This window comes from Paenibacillus silvae, assembly GCF_014639235.1.
Taxonomy (GTDB): Bacteria; Bacillota; Bacilli; order Paenibacillales; family Paenibacillaceae; genus Paenibacillus; species Paenibacillus silvae.
Genome location: NZ_BMFU01000002.1, coordinates 830,611 through 852,726 on the forward strand (window position 1 = coordinate 830,611; position 22,116 = coordinate 852,726).

Genomic DNA, 22,116 nt, shown 5'->3' on the forward strand with positions numbered 1-22,116 from the left:
AAAAGAGTCGTCAGCTCATCAAAAATTTGTAAACGTATTGTACACTTACAAACCAACGAAAGTTGACGACTCTTTGAAAATGTATATCACGATTCCATCCATCCCGACATCGAAGGAAGCAGCTCTGGACAATTGCCCAGACTCCTCTCATCTTTTACTTGGAATCCTCTTTCGAAATTCCCTTCAAAAGCAGCTTGACCGCATTGACATGCAGTGCTGCATATTCGTCCCCGCTTCGATTAGGCATCGTTAGACAGAGCTGCGTTGCTCCAGCCAACGTCGACATAACAGCAAAGCTCAACGTTTCGATGTCTTCATTAATGAAAACACCTTGCTTGACCCCCGCTTGCAGTACCTGTCTAATCGCAGCATAAGCTGCTTCTGTAATTTCTCTTAATGTAGCCAATGACTCGGATTCGCTGGAAAGAGTTCTGGCATATTCATCGAGTGCCCGAATTAACGGGCTTTCACAGTCTCTTCCGAATAAATCAGCCATTTCAAGCAGCTGTTCGCCAGGAGAGGAAGATTGCTGCATCAAACGGACCCATTTTTGTGACATTTGTTCAGTATGCCGGGTAAGCAGCTGGAGAAAGAGCACCTCTTTGTTTTTAAAATGATGATATAAGTTGCCTTTGCTCATCTGTGTCAACGCGCATAAGTCATCCATCGTAGCTCGATCATAACCTTTTTCAATAAATAACAACTTGGCCTGGTTTAAAATCATCGTTTTAGCTTCTTCTGCTGGCAATCGTCTTCTGGTCATAAGCTCCTCCTGGAACCTTATGAACGGTTCCTTTTCTGCTGAAAAAATTGAAAAACACCATATGAGATAACGATAGCAAAAATCCCGAAGAATGCAAATCGCATATCTAATGTGTGGCGGTATACTATATTTTGCAGCCCCATATTTTCCAATGTCGACGTTTCATATCCCCAAATGGAGGTATTAAAAATATTGGTGGCAAAATGGATACCGATGGGAGCGGCCAAACCATTGGTGCGGTACGCAATGATTCCCAAAAAGAATGCCGCCAGCACATAATACAGCGGTCCAAAAACGCCGTAACGCAGCATTTCGGGGTTAAACCCGTGGAGCAGAGCAAAGATCAGTGAAGTGACAAGGATGGACCCGAATACACCGCCTCTTGATGATCTGAACATACGGTACATATAACCTCTGAACATAATCTCTTCAGCAGCACTTTGAAAAAAAATCAAAGGAGCAGTAACCATGAGTACACCTAACCACGGAAGCGGGTCAAAATGAAGGGCAAAAGCTTGAGGATGCACGGCGATATCGACAAGTAAATAGAGGATAAGTGCCGCAAAATACCATGCAAAATACACGGAAAGCTTCCGGAAATCAGGTCTTTTACCTTCAAACAAAAATACGCGAAAAGGAATCTTAAAGAAAAATCTGGTGACCACATAAACTCCGAAAATCAGGAAAGAAAAGGACAAATACAGTGTGATCAAACTGGGTAATCCTGTGCGAGTAACCGGCATCAAAGTATGAAGTAGATTGAGCCATAATAACGTGCCGCCCTGCCAAATGATAAAAATAAGGAGAAAACCTGCTACAGATTTGAAGCTGAAGGGTATCGGCGGTTGCAGTCCATAATTTCTTTCCATGACACACACCCATCTCTTATTGTATTTACAGACTATATAGTCGGTAAATACAATATACATAGCCAGAAGTTGTTCTGTCAAAGGTTTAATGACGTTGGGCCCATCCGTCTCCAGGTAAATCGCCGTTGCTCATATGTGCTGAACAGACAAAAGCCGCCTGCGGGCGGCTTTTGTCATGCTTTTGTTTTTACGAGAACGAACCTCGCAATACTTGTCCAAGAATCTCCACACCTTTGACAATCTGTTCGTCAGATGGTGTCGAGAAATTGAGTCTTATCGCATTGCATGGGTCCTGCTCATTCACCAGGAACGCATTGCCAGGCACAACAGCCACCCCTTGTGCGGCCGCAGTTTTGGCATAGTCCACCATCGGCACATGTGCAGGAAGATCACACCACAGGAACAGTCCGCCATCGGGGCGTGTATAGGTCACGGCGTCACCCATATGCTCCTGCAGCTTCTCCATCATCAAGGTTGCCTTTCTCCGATAGACCTCGCGAATAAGCTGGATATGACCGGCATAATCATATTCTGTCATGAAGCGATGCGCAAGTATCTGCGGAAGCATCGCTGTATGTACATCCTCGCCCTGCTTGGCAACAACCATTTTCTCCACCACTTCATGCGGAGCTTGAACAAAACCAACGCGCAGACCCGCTGACAGGATTTTGGAGAAGGAGCCTACATAGATTACAATTCCCTCTTCATCCATTGACTTGATGGTTGGCACGTCCTCACCGCTGAATCGAAGCTCGCCATATGGATTATCCTCCAGAATCATCACGCCATGTTTCTTCGCCAGCTCATAGATCGCTTTGCGTTTCTCCAGACTGGTCGTTACGCCTGTTGGATTCTGAAAGCTTGGAATCACATAGATCATTTTGACATTCGGCTCCGTTTGCAGCGCATGCTCCAGCTTCTCAATGTCCATACCGTCCATCTCCATCGGCACACCTGCCAGCTTCGCACCGGAAGCCCGGAAGGAGTTCAAGGAGCCGATAAAGCTTGGACTTTCACAGATAATCGTGTCTCCTTCATTACACAGCACTTTACATGCAAGCTCAATTCCCTGTTGTGCACCTGACACAATAAAGAGCTGGTCGGACGGCTTGCCTGTGTTGAAATTACGCTCCAGATGCTGCTGAAGTGCTTCGCGCAGCGGCACATAACCTTCGGTAATGCCATATTGCAGCGCGGTCACCGGGTCCTGCTCCAGAATCGCTTGGGTGAAGCTGCGGATTGCTTCAATCGGAAATGTTTCCGGTGCAGGATTGCCCGCTGAGAACGGAATGACATTTTGACCTGATGAGGCCTTCAAAATTTCACGAATAATGGACGGCTGCAATGACGCAATCCGGTTGGAAAAGGTATAATTCATCTTCATTAACATCCTCTCGGCATCTGATCTGTCTTCTGTCTCTCCATGATACATCAGACTCTATTATACGAGTATTTTTCAATTTGCTAAACAGTCATGTACTCGTTTAAGTGCTTTTTTTGTCAGCCTTGCAATGAATACAGCAAAAAAGCCGCCTCACGGCAGCTTGATTATTTCATCTCAGAGCCTCTTCTGCTTTAGCCCAAACGCTCTTCTCTTCTCATCTCATGCCTGACAATCTCGTGGCCCTCACCACATATGACGCAAGCCCCGGGAACATACGAGCGAGAGCCGGATAGAAACGATTGGTTCTGGCAAATGCAACCTGTTGAATCGTTCTCGCTCTGCGCAGCAGTGGAGCAAATTCACGGTTAGCCTCCCGTGTATACTCGCTTTGCCAGGCGTCATAGTGTAACTCGTCTTTCAAATATGCATCCGTCCACCGTGCGCACAGAATAGCGGAACGAAGAGCGATTGACATGCCGTCGCCGCATAGCGGTGGAATCACCAGCATTGCATCGCCAATATGCGGATAACTGGACCATGGTTCGGGCACATTGGACAGCTGCAACGGGGCAACAGATACCTGCGTCCCCTGAACCGCCCCGCCTTCGGATAAACGGGCGGCAAGCCTGGTATTGGTAAGAGCCGCTGCCTGCATAATCTCAGGCACGGACTTGCCACTCCCCTGCACCGAATCCAGTGTAAGCAACGCCGCTACATTTACGGTGTCATTTTCAATCGGAGATATCCCTACATAACCTCCATTGCAAAAATAGAGCTCTACCCTCGCCGGAATGCGGATGCCCCTGTAATGAGACTTCACACCGACATATATCGTTTCATCCCGCAGTCCTTCTCCGCTCTCTGTCCCCCGCAGCTTTTTGCTGCCGTGGGCCCCGATAACAGCCTTCGCATGGTAACGTATATATTCGTCGCCTTGCTTGACCTCAACTTCATACTCTTTATTTTCAAGCTGCCGGGTGGCGATAATGTTCGCTTTGGTAATGATATCGGCCCCGGCATCCCGCGCCTGTTTATGCAAAAGCTGATCCAGCACATATCGGCTTATGCCATATGCTGTACCAGGCAAAGGCGCTTCAATCTCACCGCCATCAGGCAGTATAATGCTGGCATGATGCATAAGACCAGTTGTCTTCTCGCAATCCAGCAAATCGACACCCAAGTGCTCCAGCATCTCCCTTGTTTCAGGTGACATAAACTCGCCGCACGTTTTATGCCGGGGAAACTGCTGCCGATCCAGCAGCAGCGTCCGATGGCCTTGCCGTGCAAGCTCGATGGAGCAGGCACTTCCTGCAATGCCTGCTCCAATAACGATGACATCTGATGATCTTGTCATGTTATTGCCCCTCCCTGCTCCTGCTGTGTGGGATTACAACAGAAAAGCGAAATAACGGTTTCCATTCATAGGTCATTGTCTCGTGATTCAAGCGTTGCCTGAGTTCCTGCCAGTCCTGACCGGTAAAGCCCTTCGCTACGGAAAGCGGCCCATCATGACGGATATAACGGTTGCGCGAGATTAACCGGGTTGTAATCCACACAGCCTTATAAGACACCGTATGACGATGAATATCGTTGATTACTACACCATACCGTGAAGTCCTCAGCATATGGCCCACCATGCTCACGAGCTGCTCTCCTTCAAAATGATGAATAAATTGCGAGCCTGTCACAATATCCGCCGAAGCATCTGGCAACGTCGTTAAATCAGCACGCTGTACACGAACACGCGGTTCGTTCTGAAACAGCTGCCGGGCTTCCTGACACGCTTCCTCTGTCATATCCACTAATGTAATGTGCATATCAATGCCTTGTTTCTTTGCCCATTTCAGCAGCCTCTGATTCACATCTCCCGAACCAGCACCGACATCCATTAGGGTCAGCTTATCCGGCTTGCCGATGGACTCCCACAGCTTGGCTACGCCGGACACTGTCGGACCAGAAGCAGCAAACAGCTTATTCAGGCGTCTTAGATGCCGAAGCGCTTCATGCAGCTCTTCTCCACCCATTGTGAAATCATCCATCAGCTCTTCTTCCTTGGCCCGACTATGCAGCGTTCTAAAAAAAGACATGATTCTGCTCCTCCGCTGCTAACGACAAGGACGGGACATATGTGAATTTCATTAATTCGGCTGTGAGTCCAGGACCAAAAGCCATCGCCACGCCTGTCGTTGTAGACTGTTCACGAACTTTCATATCCATACGCATCGCCTGAAGCACAAACAAGATCGTATTCGAAGACAGGTTGCCGTAATCTCTCAAAATATCGCGGCTGTACTTCGTTTGCTCCTGCTTCAGCTTCATCACTTCCTGGACAGAGTCTACGATCCCGCGTCCACCCGGATGGATCGCCCACAGCTCCGGGAGTTGTTCGTGCTGCAGCAGCAGGCGCAGCTCCTCTTCCAGATGTAAACCAAGCAGCTTGGGTATTCGTGGTGACAGATGCAGGTCATATCCGTAATCTGCCACCTTCCAGGTCATGTCTTGCATCGAGTCGGGCAGCAGTACCGAATATCCAGTGCCCAGACTCAAATAGTCTGTATGCTGTGCTTCTGGCCTGCCGACAATAGAGGCGGAGGCTGCATCCCCAAAGAAAGATGCCGCGAACAAAGCTTCCCGATCCTGTACCGGCTGGAAATGAAGAGAGCATAATTCCACGCAGACCACCAGCACTTGAGAGCCGGGTGTACCCTGCACAACATCACGAGCCATCTGAATTGCTTTTAAACCGGCAGCACAGCCCTGAAAAATCAACGGCTGGCGATTCACTCGGGCGGAGAGACCCAGACTTCGAATCAAGTCCACATCCAGTCCCGGCAAATATTGACCTGTACAGCTGACCGTAATCAAATGGGTGATGCTTGCGGCTGATACTCCTGCATCCAGCATCGCTTGCTCCGCCGCCTTGAGCGCCAAAGGCAGGGCCTCCCGCTGGAAGATGTCCATTCTTTCTTTGGTCGTAGGGATGTCACTGGGTTCACCGGATGCAGCTAGAGTAGGTAAATAGCGGCACTCCTCAAGTGGTCCGATATAACTCGGTTCCACCGTATATCGCGTCTCTACCCCGCAGGATCTGAAGATTCGCTTGGCAAATCGTGCCAACTCCGGGCGATCATGCACTGAAGCAGCGATAAGCTCTGCAATTTCAGTCTGATCTACAACATGAGCAGGTAAAGCAGTTCCCATGCCAAGAATGGCAGCATCACCATGAAGGTGTTTCCAATTTGAATTCATATGAACCTCCTGTTTCGGAAAATAATATCGATCCATACAAAATTACGTCACGCACGATTTATCGTAGATGGCTGCTTGCCCGGATTTGTATATTTTATTAACCCTTGTGCTCACTCAGAAGCCCGCTTCAGGAATTTGTACGTTCATATAAAAAAAACACCTTCCAGGATACAGGATAACCACGCTTTACACATGGGACTGTGATCTGTAGAAGGTGTTAGTGTATTCTGTTCTTTTATCACATCAAGTTATCACATCAATGAATACAGCCTATCTCGCAAAAACGGCCTTTAACGTATCGCTCATCAAATACCATGCATCCTCAGCCATCTGAATATCGCCATGATGTGTGAAACCATGCGCTGCGCCCTCGTATTCCTTATGAGTCACATGTACACCGCTTGATTCCAGCTTTGCAGCATACGTACGCGCTTCCTGGGCGAGAGAATCTCTCTCCGCAGTAATAATAAGCGCTTCGGGCAAACCTTCAAATGAATCAGCCAGTACAGGAGAAGCCAGCGGGTTGTGCGCATCTTCCGGCTCAGTCAGATACATCGCATTAAACGTTCGGGCGATATCCGCAGGAATGGCTTCTGGAAAATCCGGCTTTTCCGCCGGGTCTGCAGCTACATCGAGTACAGCATAATCAATAATCTGCAGCAGAATTGGAAGCTCATCTCCACGTTCACGATTCAGCAGACATACGGCTGCTGCCAGATTTCCTCCCGCACTGTGACCACCAATCGCGAGAAGAGAAGCATCAGCCGAGAACTGCGCCGCATGCTCATGCACCCATCTCACCACATCATAGCACTCATAGACAGCTACAGGGAATTTATGCTCGGGTGCCAGCTTATAATCTATATTTACAACTAAGCATTCTGCACGATCTGCGATCAAACGGCACCAGGCATCATCTCCGTCTGCTTGTCCAAGCACAAACCCTCCGCCATGCATGTTGAAAAACACAGGCAAGTTTGAAGACAAATCCTTCTTCCGGTTTGGTGTATATACCAGTACCCGTGTTTCTCCCGCGGAGGTGGTGATAAAGTGCTCTTTGACCATAACGTCATATGTAACACTTGGCTGTAAGGCTTGGCCCATTCCAGAGCTTTGCGCCCGCATATGCTGCACCATTGCAATCTGCTGCTGCTGATCCATTCCCATGCACTCCTTCGTATTGGTTTCATGCGATAAAATACCTCAACTGCTACTGCTCTATGGCCCAGGTTCCGCTCCTTTATTCGCTCAGCGTCTCCTGAACTCTCTTGGGCAGCTTCTGTACAACGAGATTATAGGAATGATCAATCATGGCATAGATGTCCTCGTTCGGTAAAGAATCATCCAGCATGACTGTATTCCAATGCTTTTTGTTCATATGATAGCCGGGTTTGACCGCCTCATGCTGTTCTCTCAGATTTTCCGCAATCATAGGATCACACTTCAGATTAATACGGCTATCTTCTCCATTTCCCTCAAACAAAAGAGCAAACATTTTGTCTGCTACCTTAATTACAGCCGTATCAGGCCCGAAAGGATATCCCTTCACGGCACCTTTTTTGGCAAGACAATAATTCATCATTGTTTCTGTCAACGGTTTCCCCCCTTTTGACACAATCTACCACACTTTATTTTACCGAATGTACGTTTGCATGTAAATGACATTTGCCACGGAACCAAAAAACCTTCTCCGACATTCGAAGAAGGCATGCTTTGTTGTTATATCAGCTAGAGCGTGTTCCTTCAGCGTTTTCAGACACGCCCTAGTTGGCCTGGTTGCTATGCGTTTTGGCACGGCGCTGCTGGCCCTGAGCCGAAGATCGGCTGTTTGATTGGCTGCTCTCTGCTTTACGAGCTGCTGCTCCAGATGAAGGACCACCTTTGGCATGAGACTGCTCGCTGCGTGCCGGGCGTGAACTACTCGAATGACGTTCTCCTGATTTACCGCTGCCAGATGTCCCTTTATCCCGTTTCGTAAACCACTCAGACTTCGGCTTGCGTGCCGGATTCGTCTTGGAATTACCCGGTCTGTCAGCAGCGGAACGATGAGACCCGGACCTGCCGCCAGACGTTCTGGATGCCTGTTTCGTCGAGCTCAGCTGTTGTGCAAACACAGGCATGTTGTTCATCGGATAAGGATGATCCTTGACCTCGGGAATGGATTTTTTGATCACTTTCTCGATATCTTTCAGGAAAGGAAGCTCTTCCTGTTCACAGAATGAAATCGCCATTCCGCTCTTCCCCGCACGGCCCGTCCGTCCAATACGGTGAACATATGTTTCTGGAATGTTAGGCAGATTGAAGTTGATGACATGTGTCAGCTCCTCCACATCAATGCCTCTCGCCGCAATGTCCGTAGCGACTAATACACGGGTGACTCCGCTTTTGAAATTGTTTAATGCCCGCTGGCGTTCATTCTGCGACTTGTTGCCATGAATGGCCTGTGCGGTGACGTTCACCTTAGCCAAATCGCGAGTAACCCGGTCTGCTCCGCGTTTCGTACGCGTAAACACCAGTGCAGATGCAATCGTTTGATCCCGCAAAATAAGATTGAGCATGCTCTGCTTCTTGCCCTTCTCCAGCAAATATACAGATTGTTGAATACGATCCACGGTGGAAGATACCGGGGTAATCTCTACTTTCACCGGGTTGACCAGCAAAGTCTGCACCATTTTAACAATCTCTGGCGGCATCGTAGCCGAGAAAAACAGCGTTTGTTTCTTGTTCGGCATCTTCGCAATAATGCGTTTCACATCATGGATAAAGCCCATATCGAGCATACGATCCGCTTCATCCAGTACGAGAATTTCCACCATGCTCAGATCAATCTGCTTCTGGTTCACAAGGTCCATCAAACGGCCGGGTGTAGCAATGACGATATCCGCTCCCTGCTGCAATGCGCGCTCCTGTACTCTCTGAGATACTCCGCCCACGATTGCAGTAGAACGAATGTCGGTATATCTGCTGTACACTTTAATATTATCGGATATTTGAATGGCAAGCTCACGAGTCGGCGACAAAATAAGTGAACGAATCGCACGCGCTGACTTTGCCTTTTTATTCGCAGAACTGCCTTGTTTCACTTGGTTTGCTTCGGTTAGAAGTTGTATAATCGGCACCGAAAATGCAGCCGTCTTGCCTGTACCCGTCTGGGCACAACCAAGCAAGTCTCTACCTGCAAGCACAGCAGGTATGGATTGCTCCTGAATGGGAGTGGGCTTGCTGTAATTTGCTTTTTTTAACCCTTCCAGAATCGGAGGGATGATGTTTAATTCCTGAAATGTCATGTTATCTCCTTCATTTACGCACATCTATACATAAAAACAAGTCTTTATGTCACACGTAACAGTTAAGGATAACATTAAAAACAGGTTCTGTATACGTCCGCACGTTCATTTGATAATAAGTCCCATTAATCCGGCGAAGGTCGCCGCTTGATGAGGAGCAATAGCACAGCCGGCCAAATCCTGCATTGTCAGCACAAGCGCGTCGAATTCACTGTCACTCAGATCCAGGCCCTTCATCGCTGTTCCGGTGAACGCAACCTGATCCAGCTTACATGCTGCAATGGCGATTTTCTGTAATTTCAAATAGGCGAAGTCTGCTCCAATCAAGCTGCAGTCCGTGTATTCAACCTGTTTGAGATGTGCAAAGCGAAAATTGCTGTAGTCTCCTATACTCTGTGCAACACGTACATTCTGCCAGCGGCTGCTGGTAAAGTCCGTTCCCACCAGTTTGCAGTTCTGCCACTCCGTTCGATGCATAAACGAGTTCTGCAGCTTCACATTGGAAAAGTCACAGTGCTCAAATCGTACATCCGTAAATTCACATTGCTCCAGCGAGGACTCGAAAATAGTTACATGCCGGAACACTACATTTTCAAAAGACACCTTGCTCGCTTCAAGCATGTCCAGCGTAACGTTCTCAATCAGCTTGTTCTTGTACTCTGTTTTCGAGTCCAAAGAATAGATCGGTTCAGCTTCAAGCAGCTGCAGCTGCAGCTTGGGTTTCTCTATTTTCATGCGCGTCTCCTTTGGACTTATGGATTACACTTTGATAGCAATAACCCGCAATCTGGATATATCCAGGCTCCAATGCCCTTCATGAAAGAGCAGCGGTTCTACTTTCTTTTCGACAACCTCCATTATAGACTCCTGCTCGTCCGCTGTAATATCGTAGAAGAGATATTGGGCAAAGCTGCTTATCCAGTTCCGCACCCCCTGATGTAATGGCCTGCGTGTATCGGTATGCTGAATATATAACACCCGAAATCCATGCTGCTCCAGCAAGCTTGAAAATTCTCCAACACTGGGGTGGTACCACGGATTACGCGATTCCCAAGTGTAGCCTCGTGCAAGCAGCTCCTCCCGGACCGCATGAAGTATGATCGCCGTATTTCCCTTGCCCGCAAACTCCGTGACCAGACGTCCTCCCTGCTTCAATGCAGCGTACATGCTCTGGATTGCAGCAGAGGCATCACTCGTCCAATGCAGCACAGCATGTGAAAAAACAGCGTCATAGCGCTGTTCCGTTCGATACTGACAAGCGTCAGCTGTCTGAAAATCAAGCTCAGGATAGTTATACAAAGCTTGGGCGATGCTCTCTTCCGATAGATCAATCCCTGTAGTGATAGCGCCTGATGCTGCAATCCGGGCTGTTAATGCCCCGTTCCCGCATCCCACGTCCAGAATGCTTTCGCCCGGAGCTGGCTGAAGAGCTGTTAAAATCGGTGTATTTTCAAAAATGGAACGTTGCTCGGTGTTCATTCTCTCTCTCCTTCGTATATTAAGGATATTAAATGTCTTTAATAACTTAATTCACTCGAAGAGAGTTGTCAAACTACCTTCACCTCTCATCGGAAAACGCTAACGATCTCCAGAAACGCTATTTTCGTCATATCAGGCCATTTTCAATCCTAACGATTCCCAGGAACGTTATTTCACTGAAAACCAGCGTTTTGCAGGCTAAAATGCCTTTTTACGATGAAATAAGACTTCTGGAGATCGTTAGAATTTTTTTTCTCAACTAATGTCTGAAATAAGGTCTCTCGTGATCGTTAGCGCTTGAACTGCAACTTAACTTGGGATTGGCCCAATTCGTTTTATATCACCGCTGAGCTCTTGAGTAAGTGTTTATCCTCATTCGTCGGCTACTCTACTTATTCTCAGTCTGTAACATACGGCATCCAACCACTGCGCTAACTCTCACTGAGCACCATACATCATTCTACTAACGGCACTTATTCTCATTTAGCACCATATGCAATTCGGCCAGCATTACTCTCCATACTCAGCAACACCATCCGCCAACCTGCATGCTTCTCACTCAGCAACCTGCGACATCCAGCCGCTCTACTTATTCTCACTCAGCATCCTGCGGTATGGAGCGCCGTCAGTCCATCCGTCTACTGCACAGCCTTTAGCCAACGTCTGTACTCTACACAAGCACCTCTATTCGGTTAGCAGCTATTTCATCCTGGGTTTGTTTTTCATGCAGCAGCCTTATAATATCATTGGTCAAAGCATCTACGTTTTCTACGCGGGTAGCCCAGCTTGTGCAGAATCGAACGGCACTGCGGGAAGCGTCAACCTTTTCCCAGAACGTAAAGGTATACTGATTGCTGAGCTGCTCCAGCAGGGAATCCGGCAAAATCGGGAACTGCTGATTGGTCGGGGAGCTGTACAGAAACTGCACACCGTGCTGCTCAAGGGTATCATGGATTTTTACAGCCATATCTACGGCATGTTTCGAAATCTCCAGATACAATCCGTCTTCAAACAGCGTTTCAAACTGAATGCCAAGCAATCGGCCTTTAGCCAGCAAGCCGCCTTTTTGCTTGATGATATAGCGGAAGTCACGCTTGAGCGCATCGTTCAAAATGACAACGGCCTCGCCCATCAGCGCGCCAATTTTGGTACCGCCAATATAAAATACGTCACACAGGCGGGCTACATCCGCCAGAGTCATATCACATTCTGTGGATGCCAGAGCATACCCCAATCGCGCTCCATCAATAAAAAACGGCAGACCACATGCCCGGCTCACCTCATATATAGCCTCAAGCTCAGCCTTGCTGTACATAGTACCATTTTCCGTCGGTTGAGATATGTAGACCATGCCTGGCTGAACACTGTGCTCGGGTGATGATTCCTGCACATGTGCATCATAGACCGCCTTCACCTGTGCCGCCGTAATTTTGCCATCCGGACTCGGTACAGTCAGCACCTTGTGACCTGTGGCCTCAATCGCTCCCGTCTCATGAACCGCGATATGACCGGATACCGCTGCAATAACTCCTTGATGCGGACGAAGAATCGACGCAATCACCGTGGTGTTTGTCTGTGTACCCCCTACGAGAAAATGTACATCTGCCTCCTCATTGCCGCAAGCCTGCCGAATCAGCGTGCGAGCTCGCTCACAATGCGCATCTGTCCCGTATCCGCTGGTCTGTTCCATGTTTGTCTCCATCAATCGCTGCAAAATGCGCTCGTGTGCACCTTCGTTATAATCACATTCAAATCGTATCATCGTACTGTCTCTCCTGCCTTCTTGTTCAGCTTCTCTTGGATGTTCATCATGGAGGCATATACCTCTTGAATCTCTTCTTCATTCAGGTTTTGCATTAATTTGACAATCTGCTGATCAGAACGGGCATTAAGTTCAGCGTACAGCTCTTGCCCCTTGTCCGTCAGACGAATCAGACTAACCCTGCTGTCTTCCGCAGAATCCACCTTGAGCAGCAGTCCTTCCTTCGTTAATTTATTTACAATGCGGCTCATGTAGCTGCGATCAATGGTGAGTGTGTCAACGAGGTTATTAGCAATGCTTTCCCCGCGAATGCCAATCTCGATAATGACCCGTGCCTCAGCAAAAGAATACCCTGTCCCGAGAATGTGCTTATCCAGCACCCCGAGAATATTCGTATAGAAACGGTTGAAACGCCGCATATCAGCTAAAACTTCCGGTGGAATATGCTCAGAGTTCATATCGGAGCCCCCTTTTAGTGGACATTGTCAACATTATACTAATCAGGTTTGTGGACATTGTCAACATTATTGTTATGTATCATTTGCCGATAAAATAGCAAAAAAAGCCGCACCATGTGTGGTGCGACTAAAGGATTAAACCAACGATAACATTAGGCAATGGGGAAAATGCACCCCCCTGCACCTTAGGAGTGAGTATGCTGCACTTGATGCAAACGACTATATATTCCGCCAGCAGCCACCAGCTCCTCATGATTGCCTTGTTCAGCGATGCCGTCGGTATTAACTACGATGATGCGATCGGCATTTTTGATTGTGCTCAGCCGGTGAGCAATCACAAGTGTTGTTCTGCCAACAGACAATTCAGCGAGCGATTGCTGAATGAGCGCTTCCGTTTCCGTATCAAGGGCAGAGGTTGCTTCATCCAGAATGAGAATCGGCGGATTTTTGAGGAACATACGGGCAATGGACAAACGCTGCTTTTGACCACCCGATAACTTCACACCCCGTTCCCCGATAATGGTATCCATGCCATCAGGCAAGCTCAGAATCAATTCCTCGAGTGAAGCGCGGCGAGCCGCATCCCAGATCTGATCCTCTGTCGCTGTCAGGTCACCGTATGCGATATTTTCTTTAATCGTACCCGAGAACAAAAATACATCCTGCTGCACGATGCCGATCTGTTTACGCAACGAATGCAGCTTGATATCACGAATATCAACACCGTCTACGGTGATCCTGCCTTCATCTACCTCATAGAAGCGCGGCAGCAAGCTGCAGATCGTTGTTTTGCCTGCACCGGAGGGCCCGACAAAAGCAACCGTTTCCCCCGGACGAACGGACAAGCTGATCTGATTCAGGATGCGACGGCTCGATTCATAGCCAAATGACACATTCTCGAAGCGGATATCACCCTTCACATCATGTAATTCCACCGCATCTTTACGATCCGAGATTTCAGGCTCCGTATCAATGATTTCCAGATACCGCTTGAAACCTGCGATGCCCTTGGGGTAGCTCTCAATAACCGCATTAATCTTCTCGATGGGCCGGAAGAAAATATTGGATAAAAGCAAAAATGCCATGAAATCCCCCATGTTAATTTTACCGTCAATGTAAAACCAGGCCCCGGCAATCATCACAAACACGGTGACAAGACGCATCATCATATAACTGACCGAGATGCTTTTGGCCATCGTCTTGTATGCGAGCAGCTTGGTCAGACGGAAATTGGCGTTGTCTACCGCAAACAGCTTCTTCTCATGCTCTTCATTGGCAAAAGACTGAACGACACGCATACCACCTACGTTGTCTTCAATGCGTGCATTGAAGTTACCGACGTCACCGAAAAGTCTGCGGTACGTTTTGGTCATTCGACCACCGAATACGATGATCACCCAGGCCATAACTGGAATAATAATAAACGTCAGCAAAGCCAGCTCCAGATTTATATTCGCCATCAGCCAGAATGATCCAATCAGTGTCATCACAGCGATGAATACATCCTCCGGGCCATGGTGCGCGACTTCACCGATGTCGTTAAGATCATTGGTAATATGACCAATCAGATGACCTGTTTTGCGATTATCGAAAAACCGGAACGACAGCTTCTGGAGGTGCGCAAACATTTTCTCCCGCATGTTCGTTTCGATATTAATGCCCAGCATATGCCCCCAGTAAGTAACAACATAATTTAATACCGAATTCAGCGCATATATACTTAGCAACACAACACATGCAAGCAAAATAAGCGGCCAATCCTGCCCAGGCAGCAGCTCGTTAATAAATTTACTGACAGCAAGCGGAAATGCAAGCTCCAGCAAACCAGCAAAAACGGCACAGCCAAAATCAATTAAAAACAGCTTTTTATACGGTCGATAATACGAAAAAAAACGACGAATCATTCCTGTTCACGCTCACTCTCCACATTCATATTCGTTTGTACAGTGTATACCATTCTAAACAGTCTTCCAAAACATGTAAACCCATTCTTATTAATCTACAACCAAAAAGCCTTCTCCACAACACAAGATAGAGAAGACTTTTTGTATGATTATTCAATCGAACAGTACAAAGCAAAATAGACAGCCGCACAATACTACCTGGCGTTATCATGTTCACATTTTATTTTTTCAATGAAACCTCAAACACTGAAGCAGGCTCGCCTGCAAATACGATACGCCCGTTTTCAGGTAAGACAACCTCATTCTTTCCACTGATTACAGTGTGATGAATACAAACCCCTCTCTGATCATACACAGCAAAGGAACCACTTTCAGGCATCTTCACTGTCATTACCTTACCGCTAACCGCAGCCGGTACCGAGAACCATCTCGCATAACCATCCGACTGAATCGATACTCTGGATTGCTTGCCGCTATATAGTGATTGTACTATTCCTTCACTGGCATATAAGGGACCTGCTACCGTAATATACTCGATTCCGTTTTGACTAAAAAACTGGATATCCGTTGTATCCCGACCAGCCAGGCCGGGAATCTGGACTTGGTTCACTGCCCGATTCGCTCCAATGATTTTACTGCTGCCAACATACCCGGGAACTTCCTTGTCGAACTGCATAGGAATAATTGTTGAAGCATGCAGATAAGCCATCGAAGTATATTTTTCATTAAGCAAATAGTACGTATTTCCCTCGCGCTGATTCCATGCCGCCTGAATCTCGCTCGACAATTCATTGCTTTCGAGTTTTTGCGCCGTATATTCCGAGAAAGCGAGCTGGCCTAACCCGGGTATGGACATATAGGACCGGGACCACAAGTAGATTTGACCGTTGGACTCTTCGACAAACTTTAATTTTTGTGTTCCTTCCTTGTTTACAAATGTCCCATCGGACGTGTAGATATATTGATCCGAAGTACTATTCGAAGCAGAAGAGATCAACAGCTGTCCAGACGGGTCAACCTTAATCTTCTTCACCGGTTTATTGCCGCCATAATTTCCTGTGTACTTTAGCAACTCTTCAGGCATATCAGCCTTTACAGGTAAGCCAAACGTTTTTGGCGGCTTGCGTTCTTGAATAATGTCCTTGGCCTCCAGTGCGCTGAGCAACAGTTCGCTTGCTATCGTTTGATCCAATGCGCTTGAGCCTCCTGAGGAAGTAACGGCTGCTGCCAGATTGTGCTCTGGAAGTACGACCAGGGAGGAATGGTATGATACCGTATCTCCACCTTTTGTAACCGCCTTGATGCCGTATTCACTGAATGGATACAAGTCCACGCTATCCCATCCTAATCCGTAAGAGATAGACGCATCGCTGTCCTCTGGCCACATGCCCTTTTTATATTCTTTTTGTTCCATGGCCTGCACCGATTTGCTGGATAAAATGTCTTTGACTTCTCCAGTGAAGATTTGTGAGAATTTCACCAGATCTTGAGCCGTGGAATAGATGCCGCCTGATGCAATGATATTATAATTCTCATGTGGAAGCTGGCCTTCATATAACGGCGAATAGATTCCTGCCATATCTGCCGGGTTAACCACATCTTGTGGTGTTTTCGTATGCTCCATGTTCAGCGGCTCTGTAAAGTGCTTGTGTATAAATGCCGTAAAATTCATGCCACTAACTCGCTCCACCAAAATTTCAGCTAATGTAAACCCGTCGTTCGTATAAACGGAATACGCACCAGGCTCTGCCTTCAAATTCTGTGTGGTCAATTGTTCTAAAAAGGTATCATGTGCAAAGGTATCATTGTCTCCATACAGCGATGCATTGTGGCTCGAAGTGCCCAGAAGACCAGCCGAATGGTTCAAAAGCATGCGTGGTGTGATTTGCTTATATCGATCATCTTTCATCTTGAATTCCGGAATATAGGTTGTTACTGGAAGATCAAGATTCACCTTGCCTTCATCCACCAACTTCATCACCGAAGCTGTAAGAAACATTTTACTGGTTGACCCTATGCCATAGATCGTATCGGATGTAAGGGGAACTTGCCCTTGCAGATCATTCTTGCCCGTCTGTCCGGAGACAACAATCTCCCCATGATCCATCAGTGCATACTGCACACTTGTGATGCCGTACGTCTCGGTAAGAGTCTTGGCCTTCTCTATCACCGTTTGCTTCGTTTTTTGATACGTTAGATCATCACTACTATTTGTATTAGAAGATTCAGCCATAACAGTCCATGGTGTTAATAGGGTTAATACCAGACTGAACGCGGCGATTGAAGTTCGTCTCTTGATGACTCGCTTGATCATGCTTTTATGCATGCTCTTTTGGTCTTGAATGGTTTTATCCTGTTTGTTCATTCACATCTCCTCCTCTTCAAGTGACCTTCCTCTAGCTCATAGAGCTCAAAGCAAGTTTAACCCATACACATGTACTGCTTATGACGTCTATATGAACAGAACATGAACAGGACCAAAAAATGAAAAATGCTGTGTTCATATACAAGCGAGCTTGTACATAAATACAGCATTGATGAGAGTCATTACAAGTTAGAAATAGACATTCCTTGAGTTGAATTATTCTGCCGTTGGCGGATGGATGGGCAAAGTGATGATAAACGTCGTCCCTTGATGGGGCTTGCTTTCCACCCGGACGCCCCCTTGATGTAACGAAACAATCTGTTTCACGATCGCCAGTCCCATACCGCTGCCGTCATATTTCCGACTGTGGGAACGATCCGCCTTGAAGAATCGCTCGAAGATACGCTTCTGGTCCTCCAGCGGAATGCCGATACCCTGATCTGATATGTGCACCGTTACATAACGGAGTTCTCGTTCCATTCTGACATGTATTGTCCCCTGGTTATTCGAAAACTTGATCGCATTGCCGAGAATATTTGTCCAAACCTGATTCAACTGATCATGATCCGCAAGAACTTGAACCTTCTGCAAATCCAGCTCAAAATGAATATCTCGAGCTGACCACTGAGGCTGTAATGCAACGATCACCCGCCTGATCTGTTCATCCAGGTCACGCGTCGCGAGTTGTAACTGATGAGACTGTGATTCAAGCATAGTAAGCTTGAGCAAGCTATCACTCATTTTAGACAACCGTTGGGCTTCTGAAATAATAATGTCCAGATACCGTCCTCGATCTTGCTCCGGTAAATCTACATTTTTCAGGGCTTGAGCATATCCTGAAATGGAAGTGAGCGGAGATTGTACCTCATGTGAGACGTTCGCGACAAACTCTCTTCTCATCTGCTCCAGTTGCTGCAAATCCTGCATCATCTCTTCAAAGCTGCGCGCGAGCGTGCCTAATTCAGTTGTTTGCTTGATATTCAGCTTCACATTGAAGTCACCCGCTGCAATACGTTTCGTTGCCCGGGTCAACGTTTTGATCGGCCTTACCAGAAATACAGAAGCAATCAGGATGATCAGACTTCCGGCAGCTAAAGATGAGAGAGCAAAGATTGTCCCCCATTGGATTACTGTAGCAGCAGCGGGCGGCGACAGGGTTTCCAGAAACATGGCCCGGGTCCCGCTCGCAGTCTGAATCGGCAATCCCAGCAGCACCGTACCCAGACCATTGGGTGTCAACTCCAAAACCTTTCCTTCCATCACCTGTTGTATCTGCTCCCCCGTCACTGGAAGCGGTTGGTGATCTCGATGCTTCCCAAACGTGAGGAGCTGACCGGAAGGCTCAAACATGCGAATATAGTACAAATCAAGCTGCTTCATCTTGTTGATGAATGTATCCGCCTCCGATAGAGGCAGGGTTTGGTATATCTGTATTACATCCTGACCAAAGTTACGTATGTTGATATGGGCATTATCGTTAAGCTGCTCTTCAAAAATCCAGGTTGATAAGAAAAAAGCAATGAACGTTCCTGCTATTACAGAAACCAGAAAAGTCACGACAACCCGAATATATAAAGACTTAATCATGAGTAGCCTCTAAGCGATACCCCAGACCCCGAACCGTTTCAATCTGAAAATCAGAGATCGCTGCAAATCGTTCACGCAACCGTTTGATATGTACATCCACCGTTCGATCATCACCACTATAATCCAGCCCCCAGATTTGATCTATTAATTGCTCTCGCGTATAGACTTGTCCCGGTGTGCCTGCCAGTTTGTACAGCAGTTCAAATTCCTTGAGCGGCAGGGTTAAAGACTCTTCACCAACGATGACCTTATAGCTCTGCCGGTCCAGCGTAACGTTCCCGAACTGAATCAGGTGGGTGGAGCCAATTTTGTAACGCTTCAGCAGCGCCTTGACACGTGCCGTTAGCTCTAAAGGATCAAACGGTTTCGTTAAATAATCATCCGAGCCCAGTTCGAAGCCTTTTACCTTCTCCCAGGTCTCACCTCTTGCCGTCAACATGAGCAATGGTAGGTCAGCGTTCAGTCGTCTCAATTCCTTACACAATGCCCACCCGTCCATCACCGGCATCATAATATCCAGCACAACCAGGTCAACGGGAGCTTGCCGATAGAGATCAAGTGCCTGTTTGCCGTCCACAGCCTCTACTGTGGTGAATCCATCATTTCTAAGAAACAAACAGACAAGCTCTCGAATATTCGCATCATCGTCTGCAACTAATATGGTAGCCATATGCTTTTTTCTCCTTTGACTTGTGTTGTACGTATTTATTCTGCATCCACCAGCGATACCGTTAGCATTGTATGTTTTTTCATAACGCCTTGAATAGACACATCATGTAAGCCTGTTTCCTGAAAGCCTGCTTTCTGAAGAACCCGGATAGAACCTGCATTGTCGGGCACAGCACCACCCACAATCTGCCTGATATCCGTTTCTTCTTTGGCGAACTGTATCAGACGCTTCAACGCTTCGCTCATATACCCTTGACCATTGTGCAGCCGATCTGTTGCATATCCGACCACCCAGGTTGCTGCGCCATTCAGTTCAATAAGAAACAGTGAGATTTCACCCACCAGTTCATCCGTATGATTTAGAAAAATACCGAAAGAATACCGTTTTCCAGCTTTTCTTCTTTCCAACCAATCCTGAATCAGCTCGGTCTGTGCCTCCAAACTATAAAATGCCTCATCTCGTTTATTGGCTGTAATGCTTTCGATCTGTTCTCGATTGCGAAGCTGAAAATGCTGGAGCAGTAAAGCATCTTCTGCCGTCCAAGCTCTTAAATAGATTCGTTCAGACTCGTATTTCATCCTTAATCCTCCTGCCTCCAGCGTAAAAACTGCTTAATCTCCAAGCTCCTCAAGAGCCATCTCCAATTCGTCAAGCTGTGCTGTCAATGTATTAACCACCGTTTGCGCGGCTTCGAGTTTCACTTGAAAAGCCTGTCTTTCTGCGGCCTCTAGCGGCAGTTCACCTTTTTGCAATTTAGTTGCGTACTCGGCCCATTGTTGTTTATATTGTTTCAGGCTTTCGTCAGCAGCAGCCTGCTTATCTTTTACTTTTTTAATCTGATGCTCCAAATGCATGATTTCAGACAGACTTGCTGCGCCGGATAAGCGTTGCGAATACGTCATTGGTGTGACTCCCCCTTTATCGCATCAACTTTTCATTCGATTTCCATCGCTTTGCTCACATCATACGCTTCTATATTTATATCCGGCTCCATTCCGATAGCCAATTTTGCCAGCTGACTGCCGATATATGGACCCATCGTCAAACCGGACGCTCCCAGTCCATTGGCTGTGATCAGACCAGGCCGCCCCGGAACATGCCCCAGCACAGGCAGGAAACCTGGTGTAAATGGACGAAAACCGACACGAACCTCATCGAGCGTACTAATTGCCAGTTCCGGTGCAAGCTCAAGTCCTTTGTTCAGTACCTCCTGCATACCGCCCGCTGTAATTCGAGTATCATATCCATCAACATCGTTTTCGTGTGTTGCGCCAATGACCATTTTTTGTGCCTCAAACGCCAGCAAATACTGGTCTGAAGGAGGCATGATAACAGGCCAGCCGCCTGTATCTGCTTCACGAGCAGTTCGCAAATGCATAATCTGGGCCTTCTGGTAGTGTACTTTAAAATGAATGCCTAAAGGCTTCATCAGCTCATTGCCCCATGCACCGGTGCAGACAACAACCGAATCTGCTATATAATTTTCCGTATTCACTTTGGCCCCTATTATCCGTTCTGCTTCAGAGACAAGGCGGGCATCTCCTTCGATCAAACGCGCCCCATGCCTTTGAGCTGAGCGAATCAACGCATCACGCAGTGCTCTCCCATCAACCCGGGCTCCTCCGCTAATGTACACTGAATGATAACCTTCCCCTAGCAAGGGGAAGCGTTCACGGGTTTCTGTTTCACCCAGACAAGTGATCGTTCCGATCTCCGGCGCATCCTGCCTTCGGAGCATGGCCCGCTCAGCCATCTTCTGAATCTTGTCGATATCGGTATGAATGCTGAGAGCACCTGTCTGTGCATATCCCGTATCCGTCTCACCTTCGAGCTCCAGTCCGGCAATAAGCTCAGGGTAATAACGAGCACCAGCCTTGGCAAGCTGATACCAATCCTGATTACGCCGCTGGGACAACCATGGGCAGATGATGCCGGCTGCCGCGTCCGTGGCTTGTCCTGCGTCTTTCCGATCTATAAGCAGAACCTCCACGCCTGTTTTTGCCAAATGATAAGCTGTGGAGGCCCCTAATATTCCCGCTCCAATCACGATGACTTTCTTCAATATAAGCATTCCCTTCTTGTTTCGTACAAGCATTCCCTTCTCATTTGTACAAGCAATTCCTTTTCTTGATTAACTCATTCCTTATAGCGTATCTGTTTCACATTCTGTTGGCAAGACAAACACCGCTAAGCGCAGTTTCAGTTCACAGCAAACCAAGCGTTTTATATATTTAAAATAATTACATTTATGTAATATAATTTTTCTTAGTTCATTATAGGCTTCTGTTCTTGCTCTATCCACGCTCTGCGCATAAGACCTTTTAACAAAGAGAGGAATA

Annotated in this window: 20 protein-coding genes; all 20 read right to left on the bottom strand. The window is 47.3% G+C overall.

All coding sequences use genetic code 11. The annotated features are described in order from the left end of the window. Positions 1–154: 154 nt before the first annotated feature. Entirely contained in the window at positions 155–763 is a 609-nt protein-coding gene (locus IEW26_RS09625) for a TetR/AcrR family transcriptional regulator (protein ID WP_188592209.1), read from the bottom strand. Positions 764–780: 17 nt separating this feature from the next. Continuing rightward, the gene (locus tag IEW26_RS09630; RefSeq protein WP_188592210.1) at positions 781–1,692 is read right to left on the bottom strand and encodes a CPBP family intramembrane glutamic endopeptidase; all 912 of its coding nucleotides are present in this window, start codon (positions 1,690–1,692) and stop codon (positions 781–783) included. Positions 1,693–1,819: 127 nt separating this feature from the next. Beyond that, a complete protein-coding gene (locus tag IEW26_RS09635) occupies positions 1,820–3,010 on the bottom strand; it encodes an aminotransferase-like domain-containing protein (RefSeq protein WP_188592211.1) in 1,191 nt (396 codons plus the stop codon). Positions 3,011–3,230: 220 nt separating this feature from the next. Beyond that, a complete protein-coding gene (locus IEW26_RS09640; protein ID WP_188592212.1) occupies positions 3,231–4,370 on the bottom strand; it encodes an NAD(P)/FAD-dependent oxidoreductase in 1,140 nt (379 codons plus the stop codon). Position 4,371: 1 nt separating this feature from the next. Further along, positions 4,372–5,103, bottom strand: coding sequence for an SAM-dependent methyltransferase (locus IEW26_RS09645; RefSeq protein WP_111271203.1), 732 nt, complete (start codon positions 5,101–5,103; stop codon positions 4,372–4,374). Then, positions 5,090–6,265: a type III polyketide synthase gene (locus IEW26_RS09650; protein ID WP_188592213.1), complete on the bottom strand. Its 1,176-nt coding sequence runs from the start codon at positions 6,263–6,265 to the stop codon at positions 5,090–5,092. The genes IEW26_RS09645 and IEW26_RS09650 overlap by 14 nt, the downstream gene beginning before the upstream one ends. 270 nt (positions 6,266–6,535) lie before the next feature. Further along, on the bottom strand, positions 6,536–7,426 hold the full coding sequence (locus IEW26_RS09655; protein ID WP_229729763.1) for an alpha/beta hydrolase: 891 nt from the start codon (positions 7,424–7,426) through the stop codon (positions 6,536–6,538). Between the two features lie 79 nt (positions 7,427–7,505). Further along, on the bottom strand, positions 7,506–7,859 hold the full coding sequence (locus tag IEW26_RS09660; RefSeq protein WP_188592214.1) for an MmcQ/YjbR family DNA-binding protein: 354 nt from the start codon (positions 7,857–7,859) through the stop codon (positions 7,506–7,508). 169 nt (positions 7,860–8,028) lie between these two features. Further along, positions 8,029–9,552, bottom strand: a complete 1,524-nt coding sequence (locus IEW26_RS09665; RefSeq protein ID WP_188592215.1) for a DEAD/DEAH box helicase — start codon at positions 9,550–9,552, stop codon at positions 8,029–8,031. A gap of 105 nt (positions 9,553–9,657) precedes the next feature. Next, entirely contained in the window at positions 9,658–10,287 is a 630-nt protein-coding gene (locus IEW26_RS09670) for a pentapeptide repeat-containing protein (protein WP_145402418.1), read from the bottom strand. Positions 10,288–10,311: 24 nt separating this feature from the next. Further along, a complete protein-coding gene (locus tag IEW26_RS09675) occupies positions 10,312–11,031 on the bottom strand; it encodes a class I SAM-dependent methyltransferase (RefSeq protein WP_188592216.1) in 720 nt (239 codons plus the stop codon). A gap of 670 nt (positions 11,032–11,701) precedes the next feature. After that, positions 11,702–12,793: a threonine aldolase family protein gene (locus tag IEW26_RS09680; RefSeq protein WP_188592217.1), complete on the bottom strand. Its 1,092-nt coding sequence runs from the start codon at positions 12,791–12,793 to the stop codon at positions 11,702–11,704. Beyond that, entirely contained in the window at positions 12,790–13,251 is a 462-nt protein-coding gene (locus IEW26_RS09685) for a MarR family winged helix-turn-helix transcriptional regulator (protein ID WP_167434042.1), read from the bottom strand. Before IEW26_RS09685 ends, IEW26_RS09680 begins: the two co-directional genes overlap by 4 nt. Before the next feature lie 185 nt (positions 13,252–13,436). Further along, positions 13,437–15,155, bottom strand: coding sequence for an ABC transporter ATP-binding protein (locus IEW26_RS09690; RefSeq protein ID WP_188592218.1), 1,719 nt, complete (start codon positions 15,153–15,155; stop codon positions 13,437–13,439). Positions 15,156–15,375: 220 nt separating this feature from the next. Next, positions 15,376–17,520, bottom strand: coding sequence for a serine hydrolase domain-containing protein (locus tag IEW26_RS09695; RefSeq protein WP_373288447.1), 2,145 nt, complete (start codon positions 17,518–17,520; stop codon positions 15,376–15,378). 216 nt (positions 17,521–17,736) lie between these two features. Further along, on the bottom strand, positions 17,737–19,107 hold the full coding sequence (locus tag IEW26_RS09700; protein ID WP_188592219.1) for an ATP-binding protein: 1,371 nt from the start codon (positions 19,105–19,107) through the stop codon (positions 17,737–17,739). Next, positions 19,100–19,777 carry a response regulator transcription factor gene (locus tag IEW26_RS09705; RefSeq protein ID WP_188592220.1) on the bottom strand — a complete coding sequence of 226 codons (678 nt, stop codon included), beginning with the start codon at positions 19,775–19,777 and terminating at the stop codon, positions 19,100–19,102. The genes IEW26_RS09700 and IEW26_RS09705 overlap by 8 nt, the downstream gene beginning before the upstream one ends. A gap of 35 nt (positions 19,778–19,812) precedes the next feature. After that, on the bottom strand, positions 19,813–20,355 hold the full coding sequence (locus IEW26_RS09710; RefSeq protein WP_188592221.1) for a GNAT family N-acetyltransferase: 543 nt from the start codon (positions 20,353–20,355) through the stop codon (positions 19,813–19,815). A 33-nt stretch (positions 20,356–20,388) separates the two neighbouring features. Then, entirely contained in the window at positions 20,389–20,679 is a 291-nt protein-coding gene (locus IEW26_RS09715) for a hypothetical protein (RefSeq protein ID WP_188592222.1), read from the bottom strand. Between the two features lie 32 nt (positions 20,680–20,711). After that, entirely contained in the window at positions 20,712–21,839 is a 1,128-nt protein-coding gene (locus IEW26_RS09720) for an NAD(P)/FAD-dependent oxidoreductase (RefSeq protein WP_188592421.1), read from the bottom strand. Positions 21,840–22,116: the final 277 nt, after the last annotated feature.

Bases quoted from the DNA above. Each gene is read 5' to 3' on its own strand.
- IEW26_RS09650 (WP_188592213.1), bottom strand. From the start codon at position 6,265: ATGAATTCAAATTGGAAACACCTTCATGGTGATGCTGCCATTCTTGGC.
- IEW26_RS09695 (WP_373288447.1), bottom strand. From the start codon at position 17,520: ATGAACAAACAGGATAAAACCATTCAAGACCAAAAGAGCATGCATAAA.
- IEW26_RS09705 (WP_188592220.1), bottom strand. From the start codon at position 19,777: ATGGCTACCATATTAGTTGCAGACGATGATGCGAATATTCGAGAGCTT.
- IEW26_RS09685 (WP_167434042.1), bottom strand. From the start codon at position 13,251: ATGAACTCTGAGCATATTCCACCGGAAGTTTTAGCTGATATGCGGCGT.
- IEW26_RS09645 (WP_111271203.1), bottom strand. From the start codon at position 5,103: ATGTCTTTTTTTAGAACGCTGCATAGTCGGGCCAAGGAAGAAGAGCTG.
- IEW26_RS09710 (WP_188592221.1), bottom strand. From the start codon at position 20,355: ATGAAATACGAGTCTGAACGAATCTATTTAAGAGCTTGGACGGCAGAA.
- IEW26_RS09690 (WP_188592218.1), bottom strand. From the start codon at position 15,155: ATGATTCGTCGTTTTTTTTCGTATTATCGACCGTATAAAAAGCTGTTT.
- IEW26_RS09655 (WP_229729763.1), bottom strand. From the start codon at position 7,426: ATGGATCAGCAGCAGCAGATTGCAATGGTGCAGCATATGCGGGCGCAA.
- IEW26_RS09670 (WP_145402418.1), bottom strand. From the start codon at position 10,287: ATGAAAATAGAGAAACCCAAGCTGCAGCTGCAGCTGCTTGAAGCTGAA.
- IEW26_RS09700 (WP_188592219.1), bottom strand. From the start codon at position 19,107: ATGATTAAGTCTTTATATATTCGGGTTGTCGTGACTTTTCTGGTTTCT.
- IEW26_RS09715 (WP_188592222.1), bottom strand. From the start codon at position 20,679: ATGACGTATTCGCAACGCTTATCCGGCGCAGCAAGTCTGTCTGAAATC.
- IEW26_RS09625 (WP_188592209.1), bottom strand. From the start codon at position 763: ATGACCAGAAGACGATTGCCAGCAGAAGAAGCTAAAACGATGATTTTA.
- IEW26_RS09680 (WP_188592217.1), bottom strand. From the start codon at position 12,793: ATGATACGATTTGAATGTGATTATAACGAAGGTGCACACGAGCGCATT.
- IEW26_RS09665 (WP_188592215.1), bottom strand. From the start codon at position 9,552: ATGACATTTCAGGAATTAAACATCATCCCTCCGATTCTGGAAGGGTTA.
- IEW26_RS09640 (WP_188592212.1), bottom strand. From the start codon at position 4,370: ATGACAAGATCATCAGATGTCATCGTTATTGGAGCAGGCATTGCAGGA.
- IEW26_RS09635 (WP_188592211.1), bottom strand. From the start codon at position 3,010: ATGAATTATACCTTTTCCAACCGGATTGCGTCATTGCAGCCGTCCATT.
- IEW26_RS09630 (WP_188592210.1), bottom strand. From the start codon at position 1,692: ATGTATATTGTATTTACCGACTATATAGTCTGTAAATACAATAAGAGA.
- IEW26_RS09675 (WP_188592216.1), bottom strand. From the start codon at position 11,031: ATGAACACCGAGCAACGTTCCATTTTTGAAAATACACCGATTTTAACA.